Raw genomic sequence first — 18,712 nt, forward strand, 5'->3', positions numbered from 1 at the left:
ACCCAAAGGACATCCGTTCTATTCATCTGTTGGTCGTTTATTTCGAGGAGATTTTAGCCGCTTTGATGGCCGCATACTTCTCCCGAAGGATCTTTCCCCGACCTTCTTTGGTTTCCTGTCGCGCGCGACCGAAAGCCAGAGCATCTGCGGGCACATCATCTGTGATCGTGCTGCCGGATGCGATATAGGCATTATCTCCAATCGAGAGTGGCGCAACAAGCGAGCTATTGGAACCGATGAAAGCGTTTTCGCCGATTACGGTCTTGTATTTGTTATAGCCGTCGTAGTTGCAGGTAATCGTGCCAGCTCCAATATTACTCGACGCGCCAACGGTTGCATCGCCGATATACGTTAGGTGATTGATCTTCGCACCTTTGCCGACATGAGCATTCTTCACTTCGCAGAAATTGCCGACCTTGGATTTTTCTCCAAGATTAGCACCCGGACGCAAACGCGCAAACGGTCCGATTTCGGCACTAACGCCAATTTTCGCACCTTCTATGTGCGAGAAAGCATGGATCAGCGCGCCCGATGCTACTTGCACGCCCTGCCCGAAGAAGACGTTTGGCTCAATCACAACGTCAGCTTCAATCAGCGTATCATGCGAGAAAAAGACGGTTTCAGGCGCAATAAGTGTCACACCGGCCAGCATCATTTCCTGACGCTTGCGGTTCTGCCAAATGTTTTCAGCTTCAGCGAGTTCAGCGCGATTATTGATGCCAATCACATTATCGACCGGCACTTCAATCGCAACAACATTCAAGCCCTTGCCATGAGCAAGGCCGACAATATCGGTAAGATAATATTCGCCCTTGGCGTTCTTATTATCAACTGCATCGAGGAGAGCAAGCGCGTGGCTACCGCGAACGGCCATAAGTCCGCCGTTGCAGAAGCCGATTTTCTTTTGTGCTTCGCTCGCTTCTTTTTCCTCGATGATCGCGGTGAGCTTGCCACCTTCTTCGAGCAGACGGCCGTAGCCATGCGGGCTTGCAGGACGAAAACCGATAACGACAACATCTGCGCCTTCTGCAAGCTTGTTACGTGCTGCCTGCAATGAATGCGCTTCAATAAGCGGCGTATCGCCAAAGACGATCAGCAAATCGTCATAGCCGTGCTTAATTGCTTCGCGTGCGGCCAGAACTGCGTGTGCTGTCCCAAGGCGTTCTTTCTGCTCAAAAGCTGAAACCGCATCAGTTACTTTTTCCACAGCGCCACGCACTTCTTCAGCTCCGCGTCCGACGACCAGCGCAACGTCACTCTTACCTGTTCCCTGAACGGCTTTGACCACATGTGAGACGAGTGGCAGGCCTGCTATCGGATGCAGAACTTTTGGCAAATGTGACTTCATGCGTGTGCCTTCGCCAGCGGCAAGCACGATGGAAAGGCAGGTACGGTCTGTCATTGTATCGTCCAAAATGATTGAAGGCTTCTCTGCTCAATAGCATCAAAGCGTATATGGAAGCTTACGGCTCTTTATCCAAGTCTGCCCAATGCAGGAAACGTTTCAAGCAGCCAGAATGAGAATGACTGCATTCCGCCCGTCAGAAACAGAATGCCGGCCATGATCAAAAGTGCGCCCATCGCCTTCTCGACCTTTCCGAGATGCACACGGAAGCGTGACAAAAACCGCATGAACGCTCCAGAGAAAAGCGCTGCGATCAGAAATGGGATACCAAGTCCCAGCGAATATACAGCGAGTAGTGCAGCACCCTCGCCTACAGTGCTGCTACCGCCTGCCAGCGTGAGAATCGGGCCCAGAACCGGGCCAATACACGGCGTCCAGCCAAAGGCAAATGCCAAACCCATGATGTAAGCGCCCAACGGCGATGCGGGAGCATTACGCGCCTGAAATCGTGCTTCGCGCGAAAGAAAAGAAAAACGCAAGACACCCAGAAAATTCAGGCCCATGAGAATGATGACGACACCCGCCGCCATTGCGATTTCCTGCTGCCACATCCTCAGGAATGCGCCAATAGACGACGCTCCAGCGCCGAGAGCGACGAATACGGTGGTGAAGCCGAGTACAAAACAGATAGCCGCAAAAGCGAGCGAACGACGATGCGAGGGGGCAGCAGCGATCCGTGATTCTTTTTCGGCGCGAAAATCTTCAACACTTACACCAGCCATATAGCACAGATAAGGCGGCACAAGCGGCAGAACACAGGGCGAAAGAAACGACAGCGCACCTGCACCAGCAGCTGTCAAATAAGAAACACTGAGCACCAAAACCTCATTTTCACAAAAGAACTTTTCTTATCTTAACCAGATGAATCGTTCTATTGATTTGTTTTTGAACAAGGTACGGAAAAATGACGAACTTTCCGACTTCACTGAAACTGCTTGCGATGAAAGCCTTTTGCTGGCCTTATAACCCAACTTCGGCATTACTTTGCATATTTTCAATGCGGCATCTCGCTCGAACATAAGTTCGCCCTAAATCGGGATCACTGCGCGATTTTATATTGTTCCAACTGGACGACGCTCCGATGAGCCTACTTGATGATGAACCTTCTTCAGTTACCACTAGACCAAATAGATTAATTGGGTGGCTGAAGCGATTTCAGCACTTTCTGTTTCCCGTCGCCGGCATAGCGATTGCCCTGCTGGCGATATATGTTCTAGAAAATCTCCTTCAGAACACATCTCGAAAAGATACCCTTGAGGCGTTTCACAGTTTTTCGGGGTCCACGATCGGCCTCGCCGTACTCTTTACAATGCTTAGCTATGCCGCAGTAGCACTTTACGATGTGGTTGCCGTTGACACGATTGCACCCAACCAAATTCCGCGCCGAATTGCAGCTGTAGCAGGTGCAGCAGGCTATGCGATCTCAAACGCAATCGGTTTCTCGCTGCTGACCGGCGGCGCACTTCGATATCGTATCTATGCGGCCGAGGGCATAAGTCTCGCCGACATTGGCAAAATCGTCGGCACCTCGTGGTTTGCGATCTGGTTTGCTCTCATAATCATGGTCGGAGCAGCTTTACTTATCGACCCGCAAGATGTGCCATGGATTTCTAACATCGACGCACGCATCGACATTGTCGCCGGCATCGTGATTCTTGGTGGAATCACGTGGCTGGTTTATTGGCTTTCGCATGGCCAGCGCACCCTACGCCTCGGCGCGCTTAGCCTTCGTCTGCCCAATTCGAAAGGCGCAATCACCCAGATTTTCGCGGGTCTCGTTGATGTCGGCGCAGCTGCCGCAACGCTTTACGTGTTGATGCCACAAGATGCAGTTCCAAGTTTTGCACTTTTCTCATTGGTTTATGTGATTGCTATCGTGCTTGGCATTGCCAGTCATGCGCCAGGCGGGCTGGGAGCGTTCGAAGCAACAATTATTGCGGGCTTGGGCATTGGCGGAAAACCAGAGGCTATAGCTGCGCTTCTAGCATACCGTTTGATTTACACGGTCATGCCGCTCGTCGTTGCTACTGTAGGAATTCTGATCTGGGAAATCTTACGTCGCAGAAAAAAACTTGGACAACATGCTAAGCTTGCCAAGCGCCTCGTTGAGCCGCTTATTCCGGGCCTGTCCGCCAGCATCATTTTTCTGGGCGGCATTATCCTGCTCATTTCGGGAGCCACGCCAGATCTGCATTATCGAACCAAAATTCTCTCAGATATTGTCCCTGAGTTTTTTGTAGAAACATCTCATTTGGCTGCAAGCTTGGTCGGTGTCGCATTACTTATTGTTGCACGCGGTTTGTTTAAACGGCTGGAACGCGCCTGGATTGCAGCCCTAGCACTCCTGCTTTTCGGTGCTGTATTTTCGCTCACCAAAGGTCTCGACTGGGAAGAAGCAACTATTCTATGCATGTTTGCCTTCGCGTTGTGGGGCTTCCGTGATTCATTCTATCGCCGTCCAATATCCGGCCCATTCGAGCTTAGCTGGAGCTGGATAGCATCGGTCGGAACCACTGTTATAGTTTCCACCTGGCTAGGCTTCTTCGTTTATCGTCATGTCGAATATTCCAGCGATCTTTGGTGGGATTTTGCCTGGAACGACAATGCGCCCCGTTTCCTTCGGGCAACGGTTTTGGTGTTCGCAGTGGTTGCGGCCGTTGGACTTCACTCCATTATCAACCGGCACAGCCAGCGCAAACGCAAACGCGACTACTCAATTCCAGCCGCGGTACCCGCACTCGTAGCCGCTTGTCCTCACACGGATGCGGCACTTGCTATGCTCGGAGACAAGCAATTCATGCTCTCACCTGACAGCAGTGCATTTATCATGTACGCGCAGTCTGGCGGCAGCTTGATCGCACTGGGTGAGCCTATTGGCGATGCAGAAGCGGCCAAGGAGCTTGCATGGTCTTTCCACGGTCTTGCCGACAGAATGGCTCTACGCACTGTGTTTTACGGCGTTGGTCCACAAAGCCTGCCGTTGTTCCTCGATATGGGGCTTGTTGTTCTGAAGCTTGGTGAAGTTGCACGCGTCGATTTGACCAATTTTTCACTTGAAGGTCCTCGTCGCCAGCCGTTCCGCTATGCCGATCGTAAGGTTGAGAAGGACGGACTGACCTTTGAAGTCGTCGACGTTAAGGACGTGCCTACGTTGGTCCCACGCCTGCGCGAAATCTCAGACGCATGGCTTGAACATAAATCGGGCAGTGAAAAAGGTTTCTCTCTGGGCTATTTTGATGATGATTATATCAAGCGTTTTGACGTGGCCGTATTGAAGAAGGATGGTGAAATCGTAGCCTTCGCCAATCTCTGGCGCGGCGCTGAGAAATACGAAATCACCGTCGACCTGATGCGCTATATGCCCAATGTGCATAAGCTTTTAATGGACGCGCTTTTTGCAAAGCTTCTTATTTATAGCAAGGATCAGGGATATAAATGGTTCAATCTGGGCGCGGCGCCACTCTCTGGACTAAACCGCAGCAGGCTCGCGTCACGCTGGAATCGTTTCGGGTCGTTCATTTATCGACGAGGTGCGGACCTCTATCACTTTGACGGTCTCAAAGCCTTCAAAGAGAAGTTCGACCCGATCTGGACGCCACACTACATGGTTTGTCCCGGTGGCCTTGAAACACCGCGTACGCTTATCGACGCTACTACACTGATCAACGGCAACCCTCTGGAGTTCATTCGCAAATGAAGAAGCGACGCATTCTTTTGACTGTCCTCGGGCTGGCGCTGATCGTTGGCGCTGGCGGCTATGCTGCCCTTCATCCAGGCAAGATTGCCCGTCAATGGGCTCAGTTCTTCAATGCAGACAAACCTCTCATCCATGCGAGCGCCGAACGGCTTTCCAACATCCCGGTCTATATGCCGAAAGGTGATCCGGTTGGGATTGCTATTCTCTTGAGTGATGAAAGTGGCGTTGGCGACAAAGAACGCAGCTATTTAGATGCGATGTTAGAACGTAATATAATTGTATTGCCTGTGGAGCTTGGCCCTTGGCGCGCCGCGCTCGACAAAGAAGATGGCGAGTGCAACTACCTCGACTCCGATTTTGAAGCGATTGCGAAAGAAGCGCTGCGCGGACTTGATCTTGATGTCTATTTCCATCCCGTCGTGACCGGCATCGGTCAGGGTGCAACGATTGCTTACGCTGCAGCATCTGACTCACCTGATGCTACAATCGCAGGGGCAATTTCTCTCGATCCAACGCCTGCAAAAACGCGTTTGCCCTCCTGTACTGAAGCAGCCGAAGCCAATAAGACACCGGAGGGAGGCTTTACTTATGGCTATGACGCGAACATGCCTGCGCCTACGCTCGTTATCGGGCCAACAGGTTCTCCCGTAAATAACCCGGTGCAAGCACGTCAGAAGAAGATTGCAGTATTGCAATCCGGAGCAGATTTTCCGACACGGATGAGAATGGCGGTCGATAACGTCGTTGCCATGGCCGATCAGGACGCAAAAAACGAAGCTTTGCCCATCGTCGACCTGCCTGCAAAAAACGGCAGTGCTGATATGGTTGCTGTGTTTTATTCCGGCGACGGTGGTTGGCGCGATCTCGACAAATCAATTGGCGAGTGGTTGCAGGCACATGGCGTCCACGTCATCGGCGTCGACTCTCTGCGTTATTTCTGGTCGGAACGCACACCGGAAGAAATTGCTCGGGATACAACGGCTATGATCCATAAAGCCGACCCAACCGGCAAGCTGCCAGTAGCCGTGCTCGGTTATTCTTTTGGTGCGGATACATTCCCCTTTGCGTGGAAATATCTCGACCCTGCATTACAGGATCGCACAAAAATGATCGGACTCCTCGGCGTCGAAACCACGACCACTTTCCAGGTTTCAATTGAAGGTTGGCTCGGAATGGATGGCGACAAGAACGTCGTCCCCGCCATCGCGACAATTCCGCTTGATCGCATCGTCTGCGTTTATGGGGAAGAGGAAGACGATACCGCCTGCACCGCACCAGAGCTCAAAGGTGCGGACCTGATGAAACTATCGGGCGGTCATCACTTCGACGAAAACTACGAACCGATTGCAGCGGCTTTGCTTGACAAGATGCGCGCGCGCGCGGGCTTGCCACCGCGCCCTGCCAGCTGAAATCTTATAAAAGGCACCGGCCAAGCCGGTGCCTTTAACATTTATGCTTTGGCAATTGCAGCCACTTTCCACCGCACCAAATCGATAGCCAAAAATACCAACAGACTCAGACCGATCATCGGTAATGTCCATCCGATAACAGTCGCAATTAGGACAACCACAACCCGCTGCGAAATACGAAGATAGAGCCAGCTCTGGATGAGCGTTCGAGGCGTGGAACCGGCAGGCGGCCTGCGCTTCCACCAGATGCGATAACCATAGATGATCACTCCCATAAGTCCCAAACCCAGCAAAGCCATAGCGACTTGATTGGCGACGCCAAACAGGACGCCCATATGTAGATCGATTCCCCAGCGAATAAGCTTTGCGATAATTGGAAACGTTTCAAAATCCGCTCGGCTGATGACCTGCATATCACGCGGATCGATTGCAATCGTATCTACCTGCGTTGGCCATGAACGATCATATTCTCGAACCAGCCATGCCTGCTCGGCGTTGCGCGGAAACCGAATTTCCAGCATCGGCGATTCAAGGCCGGATTGTCTTGCCAGAAGATTTACGGCGTCCAGCTGGCCAGTATAGTCAATCGTAGATAGTGCCGCATATTGATTTTGATGATTTGTATGATCGTGATGTTCAGCATTTGGATCAGCAGCGACGCCAAGCTTATCAAGGGACACCGACACAGACGGTGTTATCCATCCAACAGCGGTACGGAAATCATCGATCCGTCCGCCAGCCAGCTGCGACCAGGTCATGCCTGTTACTGAAAGAAAGATCAGTCCGACTGCGATCCAGATACCTATCTGTCCATGCAGACGGCGAGTGCGGAGGTGCGTGTTCTCTTTGGCCTTTGCATTACGCCGCAAATCGCGCTTCCACCACCACAGTAGAACACCGCCAAGCGCTGCAACCCAAAGCCAAGACGCAGCCAGCTCGCTATAATAGCGCCCCAAATTACCGAGCATGAGACTCCGATGAAGATAATCAATTGACGCACGTAACGGCAAAATCCCACTCGTTCCATAGACGATCAGATTGCCTTTGATCGCCAACGTTATCGGATCGACGAAAATCGCTCGGCTCTCGGATTCACCTAGGCCCGGCTCATTAAACATGACGCGCGTGTTCCAACCCGGACTCGTGGATGGACGAACAGCGAAAAGCTTCGGTTCGTCACCAATAAAATCACGTGCGGCCTTAACCTGTTCCTCCAACGGCAGCACAGTCCCAATCGAAGATGTGCGTAACTGGCCGCTATAAAGCAGATCTTCGAGTTGCGGTGTGAGGACGTAAAGCGTGCCTGTAAACGCGGCAATCAGAATGAATGGGCCGACGAACAGTCCTACATAAAAGTGCAGCCGTGTAATGAAAGCCTTCAAGCTTGAACCGGTTGCACGCATTGCCTCGGTCGAATGAGATTTGGGCTTCGATAGTACAGTATCTGTCATGACAGCACCTCATCTGGTGCAGCATTTGCGGATAGATGAGTAGAAAACATTGGCATCTCCAGCCTATGTGAAACAGCCAGACGGCTCGCAACATCGCCTCAGTCAGAATGAGCGAGCTTGCGTAACGTCGGATTTGATTCATGCATCAGATAAAAATGCAGGGGGGCCTCTGGGAAGATGCGTTTTTGCCAGATGATCTGGTGGGCCAAGAATAGCAAGCCGTATAATATGGTTCGCAGGGATGAAGATGGCTTGATAGGAAAGCGAAAGCGTTTGCGCAGCAAGGCCTGTGCCTATCGCACATGCAGCCTGACAAAGCGTCGAGCAGCAGGAACGTGCCAGATCCTTAAGTGGGGCCTCATCCCTCATTTCCTGGGTTTCATGGATTGAGCAGATGATTGCGTTCGGGCCGTTGGACCATGCAACCATCGAGGCCTGAGCGTAGGACGTTATGATGGCCTGAATCAGAATAACGAGCGAAATTGAGGCGACCCAAAGGGCAGCTTCAAATTTATCGCCGACTATTCTGGCTTTAAGGCTCATAGTCGCTCATCTCATCCCTCGACGAGATTGTCACTGCGACAAATACGAGAGCCAAGCGATAGAAAATTTTTTGGAACTATTTCTTATCTAACTGCAGAATGGGAATTTTTGGCGCAACTCCAGACTGCGGTTTACCTTTGGGATTGTCAGAGCAATCAAACTGGTAGAGTTGTGGTGACGCTGAAGGTGCAAACAATGGCAAATCCCTTGCCGATCGCAATTCCGGCTTGATGCGCCAGGCAGGTGGAGCAGATTGGTCACTCAAAGCGCCTGTGCCTTCAAGCGGAACGAGGTTGCAGCTTACGGCTCCCGCCGGAGGAACAGAGGCCCTTATGCCGCTTGAGACCACAATAGCCATAATGATATAACATCTTATTTTTAATCGCATGATCATTCCCCGAAAGATCATGTCAATTTAAGCAAATAACCGCTCAGCGGTATCGCAAAGCTTCGCCGACAACTGGAAGGGATCAATTAGTTGTAATGACGTAAACTATTAACGCATCAAATAAACTTAGCGGAAATCTCAAGACCATCCCTCCAACATTTTGCGCACCGAAATGAAATGCTGTACCGATAATTTCCATGGCGTTATGGAGAGGTTTTCACTCTTTGATATAGACTTTGCAGAGCTTTAATTTGATCTCTGCCCGGACTGCCGCGATTGTTGGCACAGATATACCGGATTATGAATTTTCAGACCTTTACGGCTCAGGTGTCTTTCCCGTGAACCCGCTCACTATGGAGCAGACAAATCACCCGTATATCCGAGAACAGCAAAGCGAAGCTGGTCCAGCTCGCATTACTCGACAAGAGCAGACGAGTCTGATCATATATCGGTTAGATCGGAGACGCGCGGTTTGGTCAAAACACAACGGCAATTAACCGCGTAACGTATTGATGAATATTGAACAGAACGAGATTTTTGATGAGTTTCAGATTTCCTTGCTTATTCGGAAGCATGGCTGGTCAAACATTGTGCTGAGCTTGCCGGAGAAAACTCACACGTCGACTGTAACTGATATATTTTCCAGCGTAGTCACCAATATCCTTGAGTGTTGCGAAGCTGTGGTTGACAATCACCAGCACACTCAACCCTTCTTCGACGAACCAGGAGGGGCGGTGTGGCGCTTCACTCCAGACCCGGTCATGAGACATCTGGTAAGGGTCAGGATTTTCGAGCTGTCAGATCAAGCAGGTACATTTTCTGAATCCGATTTGACCGTTCCTGTTGTAGACTTTTTAGCGAAACGAAAGCACATGCTCCTCAATTTTATGATGGAGCTGTGGCGTACGAAACTGCTTTATGCGGACGCATCGTTTTATAAAGACCGTCAGGAATTTCCACATGGACGATTTGAAATGGTCTGGAATAAATGGGCGAAAGCAAATATAGGATGCCCGTTCCTGTTACCGGCCTAAGTTCAGATCAGTACCCTCGATGTGCAAATATTCATCGCAATGAAATCGGCCTATAATTGTCTAAACAGGCTATTGTTCGCATAGACTTCAAATAATCGGCACAGGGAGATGTGCGTTTTTGCTGACCGGCGGTCGGTGATAACAGTTCACTGTTCTCGCATCTTCAACTGTTTTTCTTAGCCGCTCGTGTAGCAAGATCTCGATGGAAGCTCCCAACCATTCTCGATATCAACGTCAGAAGTAAATCACCGTCTAATACTCACTTTTAGACAGGCATGCCAATCGCCAGTGCGTCATGATACAAACCTGCTCTAAATTGTCTGCGCTTTGATACCTTAGCGACATTGCTGCACAAAGCTGCCGGATGATGCTTATTGATTAAGACCATTGACGTTACACTTTAACTGCGCGCTGAGTTCAGCGGGGGACCATGCGCATTCGTTTTGCAAGTCCTCTCAACACGGAAGCTTTTGGTTGCGGCACTAACCATTTTCAACTGCAACAAACTGTCATTTCGGAATTCGACGATAATACTTATTTAATGTAGGCATCCTGTTCGCAGGACTGCACCCGTATCGCGCAACCCAAGCCCCCCGCCCAAAGCGCGATACGGGCCACATGAAGATGGGCGACCGCGCCCAATGATACCTTCAAGAACAAAGATAAATCTCACTAAATTAGTATGATTATGTACTTGGCGGTACTTGTTGATTTACTAATTCAATACTGCTAGTGACGGTTATCTGGGAGGATAAGGCCGCCTGCGCGCGCTTCGGCGCTGCCGGGCGGTTTTCCATTTTAATGAGCCACTATGCATCCACCGCATACCTAGTGTGCAACATTGCTCATTGTAATCATCGTACCAGTGACTTATTTTTATATTGTCCAGCCTCACTCCTCCTCCCAGAGGCTGAACTCGAAGCGTGGCACTCCTCCTCCCAATCGCCGCGCTTTCCAGATCCGCCCGCTGCACACTCCTCCTCCCAGTGCAGCGGGCGTTCTTGTTTTAAGTCTGTCACCTCCCGATCGATCAAAACTGTGTCTCACTCTTCGAGTAAGGTCGACAGCCTGAAAGAGTTGTTGCAAGCACTCCTGGAGAATAACGGAACCGGGATGGATATCAGCAATTCGAGGAATGGATCGATTATTCTCTTTCAGCCCCTTCACTTTGAGCATCCATTAATAACAGTACCCGTTGACGATGAAGAACCATTCCTCGTTCACCCCGCTTTAGCCGATCTAAGTTTAAAGCCTTTGAGTTCAAACACTCAACGATGCAAATGCTCTTGTGGTGAGTATGAAAGCGACGCAACACTGCCGAATTCCTTCAACTCCACAATCATACAAGCGGAAAAAGAAACGTAAGCCTTTGTTGCGTGCCACCGTGAAACTGACAGCCGCTTCTTCTCGACGTAACGGTCGGTGTCGGGAATTTTTCGGATGGATGTTCATACGAAGCAATCCTAGAAAATGATGTGGGGTAAAACCAGCCTCCTAAACCCATTCCAGATGGGTACCCCCCTGGAAGTTGAGAAAATCTGATTGCAGAGTGTCAACTTCTCTGACGGATACGGATGATTAACCACGTCGATTTACTGAGCTTTAAGCAAAATATTACAATAAATGAATATGAAAAAACGAGCTCGCTCTCCAATCGCAGAAACCGCAATCAGAAGTGCCATTCTCGCCGCACCAATGGTGATCGCTATGCTTGCCGTTTACTCAGCTTATGACAAAGAAAGCCGCGTGACTTTTGCAATCGACAAAACAATCACCGGATCGATTAGCAAGCCTCGATACTGATACTATATCAAAGTGTTGTTATATATTGGCACCTCCAACAGCTGAAAGATTTCCAGCGACTGGAAAGCTTTTCACATCTCGAAGCTGCCTTCAACCGTACACGTATACGCCGATATCAGCGAATAATAGGCTGACGGACCTTAACAGTGAGCGTCGTGCCAATTGCTGTCGACCCACTGGCGTATGCATTCTGGACGAACTCGCTAAAATCGCCGCTCTTTAGTTGGAAGTGAGCCGCGTTCATCAATTGCAAAGCGACGGCGCCTCTTGTCAGGTGCACAGAAGAGGCTGCGCAAGGCACATGCCAGCACCCAGAGGACGCCTCCAGTCCGTTACTTACCATCTGGCGGAAGTGTGTTGAGCTGACGCGGCTGGTGAGATTGTATGTTAGTCAGTTATCCACACCCCACATATACGGCTGCCCAAAGTGAGAACACAAGCGGAACATACAAAGAATCCGGTTCTTCTTACGCGCAAGGTGCCAAGTTTAGCTTGGGCCCTGAGGTCTTGTCGGGCTCCCTATCGGTAACATATATCCGCTTGATCGGATTGAGATTAAAATACTGAGAAATCATCAATTCTGTCGAACCAGTCGGATAACTTTCAAATAGTATCGTAAGAACACTCTCAGGAAGAAGGGATCGAACTCTAGTCGGTGTTTCTCGGCATTCGTACCCACCTGACCACGCTTATACGAATTTCGGCACCATTCTTCTTCCACGTTGACGTCTATCAAACGTTTAATATGCCAGGCAGTGTCGGGCGTTCCGCTCTCTAGTCGAGCAATGCTTGCAACCCGAGAAAAAATAGACGCCTTGGACCTTAACGGCGCGTGGTAGAGAGGGATGCAGATGGGTACATTCCCTAGACAGATGTCAGCGCCGTGATTTCCTTTCAAAAGCGAAAGCTGCTTATTGGCTCGCCATAGGAATTTAGGGGGATATGCAGCTTCAACAAATCCGACTTCACCAGAGTTTACGAGAGCCATAGCTTCCGATTTCGAACCCAAAATTGGGGCTCTGTAAAGCATGCTGGCTAAGTTGCGTAGACGCTTATGCAAAGCACCGCGCCTTTGGACGAAGTTATTTATCTCCATTTCAACGGCCAAGCTGTCAGTCTGACGCAGAACATTTGCTAATTTTGATCTTTTCATCGGCAAAAATTCGTCGGCATCTAGAGGTAAAATCCAATCTGCGCCCAAACTTATGGCAAGTTGATAAAGCTCATTCACCCTCAAGGCCTGTTCGAATTCACCTGGCATATCGATGACGATAAGGCGTGGATCGACCCGCTCGAGCTTGTGAAGTGCCTCCCTTGAACCGTCCGTTGAACCATTGTCGCCTACAATAAGTCGGTCTAAGCCAACGACGTTCAGGTGATACAAGACATTGAACAATACGACATCGATCTCATCTCGCTGAAGCAAAATACCGATTATCTTCATCTTCGCCTGCACACATCAACCCATGATTGAAATTTATCGCTGCTCTGCCGAAATACGACGAAATTATCAAGGCTGATTTGAAAGCATCAAACAATATTCTCTCGAACTCTCCCTACATTTGGGATGGGCACGTGGAAGTAGAAGCGAAAGCCACATTGATTGGAAACGTTGATGTTCGTACTGGCCCTGCGTTCGGCCGGATACTGGCTTACGGCACAGTCGGCTATCTATATGTCCGGAACGATAATACACAGTCTAGGTGTTCCAAAACCCGACACCACCCGCTTTAACCGAGACCTCTAACCGGAGCGGTTGGAACGTAGGAGCTGGCGTTGAGTAAGCGCGCTCTCAAAACTGCATTGCACGGGCAGAATATTGCGACACAGACCCTGGTGAGCCCATTCGTCAATTTCATTCAAGTTAAAACAGCACACAGCAACGCTAGGAAATGCTCGCAAGCTCGTGCAATGCATTGTCTTTTCCTGAGGCTGTAAGATCATCAGCGAGCGTTTTAACAGTTCCAGATCGATCGGTGAGCGCGGCACCGGATCGCCCCCAACTATCCGGAGTTTTCTTTTTAAGCTGGGCTCCGGCTAGGACGCGGATTTTACTAGACTACGCACTGATAGTGCATGTTTTAAAAATACCTTTAGGAAGAATGGGGCAAATTGCAGTCGGCGTCGGGTATCCTTAACATCCAGATGGCCATTTGAAACGGAACTACGTCTCCATTCTTCTTCAATGTCTACGAAAGCTAGTCGTTTTATATGCCATGACTGGGTAGGCGGCCCCTCCTCAAGGCGGGAAATTCTGACAATTCTGTCTGAAATAGCCGACTTTGACCGTATAGGTGCATGATTTAAGTCAATTGAAAACTTGACGTCGGGAAGGTCTATATTTGCTTTATGGTTGCCTTTGGCGATCAACAACGCTTTATCTGCCCTCCAAATGTACTTTGGTGGATAAATGCTCTCAAGAAATGAAATTTTTCCTTCAAGGACGTAATTCATCGCATCTGCGGCGGTGGCGCTCGGAGGAACTGCATAATACATGCTCGCGAGGTTATGCATCCTCATTCTTTCCGCTCTTCTTGTTTGAGCGAAATTTCGAATTCGCATGTGGACAGCAGGGTCATCGCTTTTCTTCAGGACATCGTTCAATTCGTTACGATTCACTGAGAGAAATTCGTCGGCATCCAAGGGAACTACCCAGTCCGCACCATTATCGATAGCAATTTGATATAATAGATTTGTCCTATCTGCCTGAGCAAACTCACCCGGCATATCAACAACCAATAAGCGCGGATCACGCTTTTCGAGCCGCCGAAGTGCCTCTCTTGAGCCGTCAGTAGATCCATTATCGCCGATGATAAGACGAGAAAACCCAAGAGTATTTAGGTGATGCAAAACGTTAAAAAGGACAACGTCAATTTCATCGCGCTGCAGCATAATGCCTGTAATTTTCACGCCTTGCCCCTGCTTTTGTTATAATTTTTCGCCATCTAGTAGCGGACAGACGCCAATTGTAAAGCTTTATTGATAGCGATGCCCTGGAGTTTGGATTTGAGGAAAACATGTCGATACTTTGGTGCTCAGGTTCCCCATCTTGTGCGCAAAGTTAATCGGCCAGACCAGATCTTCTTATTTACAAACTATCTCAGCAAGAGCTTGATCGACATTATGGTACCGGCAACTGAGGAGCTTTTCTTCACAGAATGGCAGTGTCGCCAAATGTTTAAGCAGCGGCCACAGCTCATGATAAAACTGAAGGTCTGCGACGCTTTGGGCTGATAAGAATCGCATACCTCAGTGGCGCGCTGTGGACCACATAAGGAAGAACAGGTGCGCGCTTCAGGATAAAGACTGCGGACAAGACAATGCCAATTGTCAGGAAGGCAAAAGAACAAAGGCAGAAGAGCGTTCTCGTGAATAGCTTCGTAGACATCCGGACATCATCTGTTTTGACTCATCCTTTCGCGAAGAAATGAAACTGCGCGCCTCGCATAGGCGAAGCACGTTGTTGTGTTCACATTGTCATTCTGAAATTAGATCCGGCAAAGTGCCAGCATCTGATGGGAAGCGACATTGTGTTTTCAATGTAGTGTGAGATGATTCACTTGCGACGCGGACCAAGCCAACGCGCAAATATCCAGTCGGCCCTTCGCTTGCCGGGAGTTCTCTCTCTGGTATTCGAGCTAATAACTGACTGGTGGACGACAATTATTGAGCTTCTTGTCGGATCACCGCCCTGACATACTGGGGAGTTTGTCAGGGCACTTTTCAGCATGAGATCGCCTGAAGGGCGGCAGACATTCAGCTGCAGATTTGATTCGGGTCATAATCTCCAGCGGGGTAGCCTTGGGGAGATTGCTATGAAGCATTTACCTGTTGGCGCACTTATCGCTGGCACCTAGGTAAACACTGCTGTTGGCGAGGCATTTGATTGGTTTGGCGGCTATATAGTCGCGAAGATCGGCGGACGATGGGCGAAGAATTTTATGAGTGGAACGCTCCAAATGCTAATCCGAATTCGACTCATCGGCCGCACGGCGTGTACGGCGGTTACAAGTGGCAATTCGGGAAGATAGTGACGGGGATTGATGCTAGCCTATAGACAACGACCCTCCGGATGATGATCCAGATTGGAACAATTAAGCAGACATTGAAGGCTAAGCTAAAGTTCTTGGCAGTGTAATCCTGGTATTGGCTGTGTATTCGCCCGGGTATTGCTGTAACGGACGGCTGAATTTAATTCCGCCGGAACCACAATTCATATTCCTAGATGTTTGAGTAGGCTGTCGAGGAAGTTGCGGTAATAGCCGGCGATCAGCATTGCTTTATCGGTGCCCTTGACGACAGTTCGCGCGCCTTCTGGATCAGCTTTCCCTTTGCCGAAAAAATCTGTGAGCTTACGATCGGTGAACTTGCCCAGCACCATTTCTTCGAAGAGGAAGCAAATTGCCGTTCTGGGCTCAAGCGCTTTCTCAGGCGCATCGGCGATACCGAACTCCTTGTAATTGTCCTCACCTGTTATCTGCTTTAAGCCGCGTCCGCGATAGGTCCAACCGTCGTTAACGCTGTCGTTGCCCATGCCGCCGCCATAGACCTTATTGGCAAGTGTCTGCGGGTTAATCACATATGGCCGGGCTGCTGCAATAGACGAAAAGCGCTTTGGCCACACTTGCCTTATCCGCGCAGCCGACGAATAATTCAAATACTTAACGACCGGCTGCACCTTGCCTCCGGTTTCATGAAAAACCATCGCAAGGATGTGAGCGATTTGCTCGTCCGGCAAATTCTTACGCTCAGCTTCGGCAAAGACAGCCTCTGTGCCGCTCACATCAGCCTGGCTCAAACGGCCGCCAAAAGGCGCGCGCCTCGCATACGCGAAGAACGTTGCTTTGTTCATTTGATTGTCCTTGTAATTAGATTGGAGAAAGCCCCGCCGCTTTGATGCGTCGTGCCATAGTGTTTGCTCAAAAATTTGTAGGAAACACCCTCTTGAAAGGGCGGAATTACTGACTAAATCGAAGCGGTCATCCTGACAAAACTCGTTCGATCAAATGGAGATTTCGATGAGCGACCGTTTGTTTGACAGTCCTGTTTTCGTGAAGGACGGACCTTATATCGTCCGCGAAATTGGCAGCATCGGAGATGCCTTAGATTTTCTAGATGAGCGCCCCTTACACGACCGTGATCTGATTTATGAGACAGCTTGGAAAGCGTGCTGCGATGCTCACGACTGTATCAAACCAGTTGAAGCAGCAGAAAGCGCCATTCGAGGGTTCGCCAAGAAGCGCGGTATACTTGAAGAGCCCGAGGTCGCAATTCCTTGGATGAAGGGGAAAACACCAGGTGGCGGACGGGTTCAGGCATAGGAGCGTGTCATGCTTTGGTTTCTGTTAATCCTAGCAGCAATAATAGCTGCTCTCGCCTATGTAACGACGACACTGGCTTGGAAGGAGATTAAGTACCATAGGAAACATCCTCGCCGCCCGTAGTCACCAAGACTAAAAAGCCCCGGCAACGCGCCGGGGTTTACTTTGCATCTTGTCTCACAATCTTTGCGCCCTACTTCCCAACCATTCACTGTATCGAAGCACCTGCTCGTGTTGCACCAGTGATAAGCCCCGGCTCGAAACGATTACCCACGAGCCGGGGCTTTTTAAGTCTCAACTCTTGACGCCCCGATTTTTTGATCTAGCTATTGGTCATTCACGGCATCACAGCCCCCGCTTGAATGCAAAGTCAGTAACCCCGGTCCAGGGCTTGTCCGCCTACCGGGGTTTTCTTTCCCCAGTACATGTGAACTTTTTCCCGTCATACGAGTTTATTCGGCTGGAGGATCGACTATGGGTTGGTTTATCGGCTTCACGACGGCTGCCCTACTTGCTTTGATTGGCTTTATGATATGGCAGGAGTGTCGCAGAAAATGACGCTGTTTGGGTTCTTAATTTCTGATCAAGGTTTGCTCGTGCTAGGCGCGATTGTCGCGACAGGCGGAGCTTGCATTCTTTTATGGAAGCTTCCGCAATGAGCATTTGAATATGCGGGCAAGCCTTAACGACGCGACTGGATGGCCTGCATAGCCCCGGCCCTAACACCTCAGGGCCGGGGTTCTTATGGAGCAAGCAATTCCGCCGCTCTTTCCTCACCTAATAACTGCGTAGCTAACTGTTCAAGCAGCGGCCAAAGCTCGTGATCAGAACGGAAGGTCTGAGCTGCACGGACGATATTTCGCGACCGCGGGCCCTGCGTATCCATTGCAGCTTCAATCTGGGCAGCTTTGGTCTTCGAAGTACGTTCCCCAGAGTGCGACGGCTGTGATGATAGTCACGACGGGTCCGGCTCCGGTACAGGCGAGCTATATTCAATGACTTTTGCGATGCACGCCATTGTTGATAAACTCATGCCATTGCTCGTCTGTGGTTTTGACAGCATCATTGGGTATGAGGCAATCCGGGCCCCTAGCTTAAACTGGCTGGTACTGTTGCTGCCCGCAAATCGAGCCTCAAAAAATGGATGGAAAATTTGGAGTCAAATCAGGTGGCTTAACCCATGCGCCATCTGCCAAACCATGTGTCGTGGACTCCCCGCTACGCCCTGAAAACAGTGATAAGCAGTGTAGAAAATGGAATCTTACGGAACATGGCTAGCAAAGCTGTAGCAAGCTCAAGCATTTGATATTGTAGGAGTGTCTTGGTGAGCGCGCAGGGATTCGAACCCTGGACCTACTGATTAAAAGTCAGTTGCTCTACCGGCTGAGCTACGCGCTCCCAGAAGGGAACCAAATCTTCCCTGGAAGTGCGGCGGAACATACGGGCGACTTTCCAAATGGTCAACACCATAAAATCAAGTTTCTTCAACATGAACTCAATAAATCGACACCGATGGACAAATTTCCATGAAATATTGGGTAGGCGGTCGATTTTTGATGATCACAAAGCGTGTGTATCAACAAAAATTCGCTTACCTGCTCATCCGAGACGACAAAGATTCGCATCACCAATGGCAAAATAGCCCAAAAAACTCGAGCTTT

The 18,712-nt window shown here is 50.0% G+C and carries 13 protein-coding genes and 1 tRNA gene; 6 read left to right on the forward strand and 8 right to left on the reverse strand.

The window, feature by feature from the left end:
* Positions 1-37 precede the first annotated feature (37 nt).
* Entirely contained in the window at positions 38-1,402 is a 1,365-nt protein-coding gene (gene glmU / locus QSJ70_RS11805; protein WP_215778624.1) for a bifunctional UDP-N-acetylglucosamine diphosphorylase/glucosamine-1-phosphate N-acetyltransferase GlmU, read from the reverse strand.
* A gap of 71 nt (positions 1,403-1,473) precedes the next feature.
* Positions 1,474-2,223, reverse strand: coding sequence for a cytochrome c biogenesis CcdA family protein (locus QSJ70_RS11810; RefSeq protein ID WP_285536593.1), 750 nt, complete (start codon positions 2,221-2,223; stop codon positions 1,474-1,476).
* A gap of 263 nt (positions 2,224-2,486) precedes the next feature.
* Here QSJ70_RS11810 and mprF point away from each other — a divergent pair, with 263 nt between their 5' ends.
* A complete protein-coding gene (gene mprF, locus QSJ70_RS11815; RefSeq protein ID WP_285536594.1) occupies positions 2,487-5,102 on the forward strand; it encodes a bifunctional lysylphosphatidylglycerol flippase/synthetase MprF in 2,616 nt (871 codons plus the stop codon).
* On the forward strand, positions 5,099-6,511 hold the full coding sequence (locus tag QSJ70_RS11820; protein ID WP_285536596.1) for a virulence factor family protein: 1,413 nt from the start codon (positions 5,099-5,101) through the stop codon (positions 6,509-6,511). Before mprF ends, QSJ70_RS11820 begins: the two co-directional genes overlap by 4 nt.
* A gap of 41 nt (positions 6,512-6,552) precedes the next feature.
* Here the strand turns inward: QSJ70_RS11820 and QSJ70_RS11825 are convergent, their stop codons facing one another.
* Both QSJ70_RS11825 and QSJ70_RS11830 read right to left on the reverse strand, forming a co-directional pair.
* On the reverse strand, positions 6,553-7,962 hold the full coding sequence (locus tag QSJ70_RS11825; RefSeq protein ID WP_285536599.1) for a PepSY-associated TM helix domain-containing protein: 1,410 nt from the start codon (positions 7,960-7,962) through the stop codon (positions 6,553-6,555).
* Between the two features lie 138 nt (positions 7,963-8,100).
* Positions 8,101-8,505: a hypothetical protein gene (locus tag QSJ70_RS11830; protein ID WP_285536601.1), complete on the reverse strand. Its 405-nt coding sequence runs from the start codon at positions 8,503-8,505 to the stop codon at positions 8,101-8,103.
* Between the two features lie 900 nt (positions 8,506-9,405).
* On the opposite strand from QSJ70_RS11830, the gene QSJ70_RS11835 reads away from it, so the two are divergent.
* Both QSJ70_RS11835 and QSJ70_RS11840 read left to right on the forward strand, forming a co-directional pair.
* Complete coding sequence (locus QSJ70_RS11835; RefSeq protein WP_215778613.1) at positions 9,406-9,927, forward strand: hypothetical protein; 522 nt, start codon at positions 9,406-9,408, stop codon at positions 9,925-9,927.
* A gap of 1,629 nt (positions 9,928-11,556) precedes the next feature.
* Positions 11,557-11,730: a hypothetical protein gene (locus QSJ70_RS11840; RefSeq protein WP_215778612.1), complete on the forward strand. Its 174-nt coding sequence runs from the start codon at positions 11,557-11,559 to the stop codon at positions 11,728-11,730.
* Between the two features lie 574 nt (positions 11,731-12,304).
* On the opposite strand, the gene QSJ70_RS11845 is transcribed toward QSJ70_RS11840, so the two are convergent.
* A complete protein-coding gene (locus QSJ70_RS11845) occupies positions 12,305-13,174 on the reverse strand; it encodes a glycosyltransferase family 2 protein (RefSeq protein WP_285536606.1) in 870 nt (289 codons plus the stop codon).
* A 171-nt stretch (positions 13,175-13,345) separates the two neighbouring features.
* Here QSJ70_RS11845 and QSJ70_RS11850 point away from each other — a divergent pair, with 171 nt between their 5' ends.
* Positions 13,346-13,477 (forward strand): hypothetical protein, encoded by a 132-nt coding sequence (locus QSJ70_RS11850; protein WP_256443867.1) that lies wholly within the window; start codon positions 13,346-13,348, stop codon positions 13,475-13,477.
* A 290-nt stretch (positions 13,478-13,767) separates the two neighbouring features.
* Here QSJ70_RS11850 and QSJ70_RS11855 read toward each other — a convergent pair whose 3' ends face one another.
* Complete coding sequence (locus tag QSJ70_RS11855; RefSeq protein WP_285536610.1) at positions 13,768-14,640, reverse strand: glycosyltransferase family 2 protein; 873 nt, start codon at positions 14,638-14,640, stop codon at positions 13,768-13,770.
* Positions 14,641-15,943: 1,303 nt separating this feature from the next.
* Entirely contained in the window at positions 15,944-16,582 is a 639-nt protein-coding gene (locus QSJ70_RS11860; RefSeq protein WP_285536612.1) for a chitinase, read from the reverse strand.
* A gap of 166 nt (positions 16,583-16,748) precedes the next feature.
* Here QSJ70_RS11860 and QSJ70_RS11865 point away from each other — a divergent pair, with 166 nt between their 5' ends.
* The gene (locus QSJ70_RS11865) at positions 16,749-17,051 is read left to right on the forward strand and encodes a DUF982 domain-containing protein (RefSeq protein WP_285536614.1); all 303 of its coding nucleotides are present in this window, start codon (positions 16,749-16,751) and stop codon (positions 17,049-17,051) included.
* 1,322 nt (positions 17,052-18,373) lie between these two features.
* On the opposite strand, the gene QSJ70_RS11870 is transcribed toward QSJ70_RS11865, so the two are convergent.
* Positions 18,374-18,449 (reverse strand) — tRNA-Lys (locus tag QSJ70_RS11870).
* Positions 18,450-18,712: the final 263 nt, after the last annotated feature.

The sequence above is a fragment of the Brucella sp. NBRC 12950 genome (assembly GCF_030268145.1).
Lineage (GTDB): Bacteria > Pseudomonadota > Alphaproteobacteria > Rhizobiales > Rhizobiaceae > Brucella.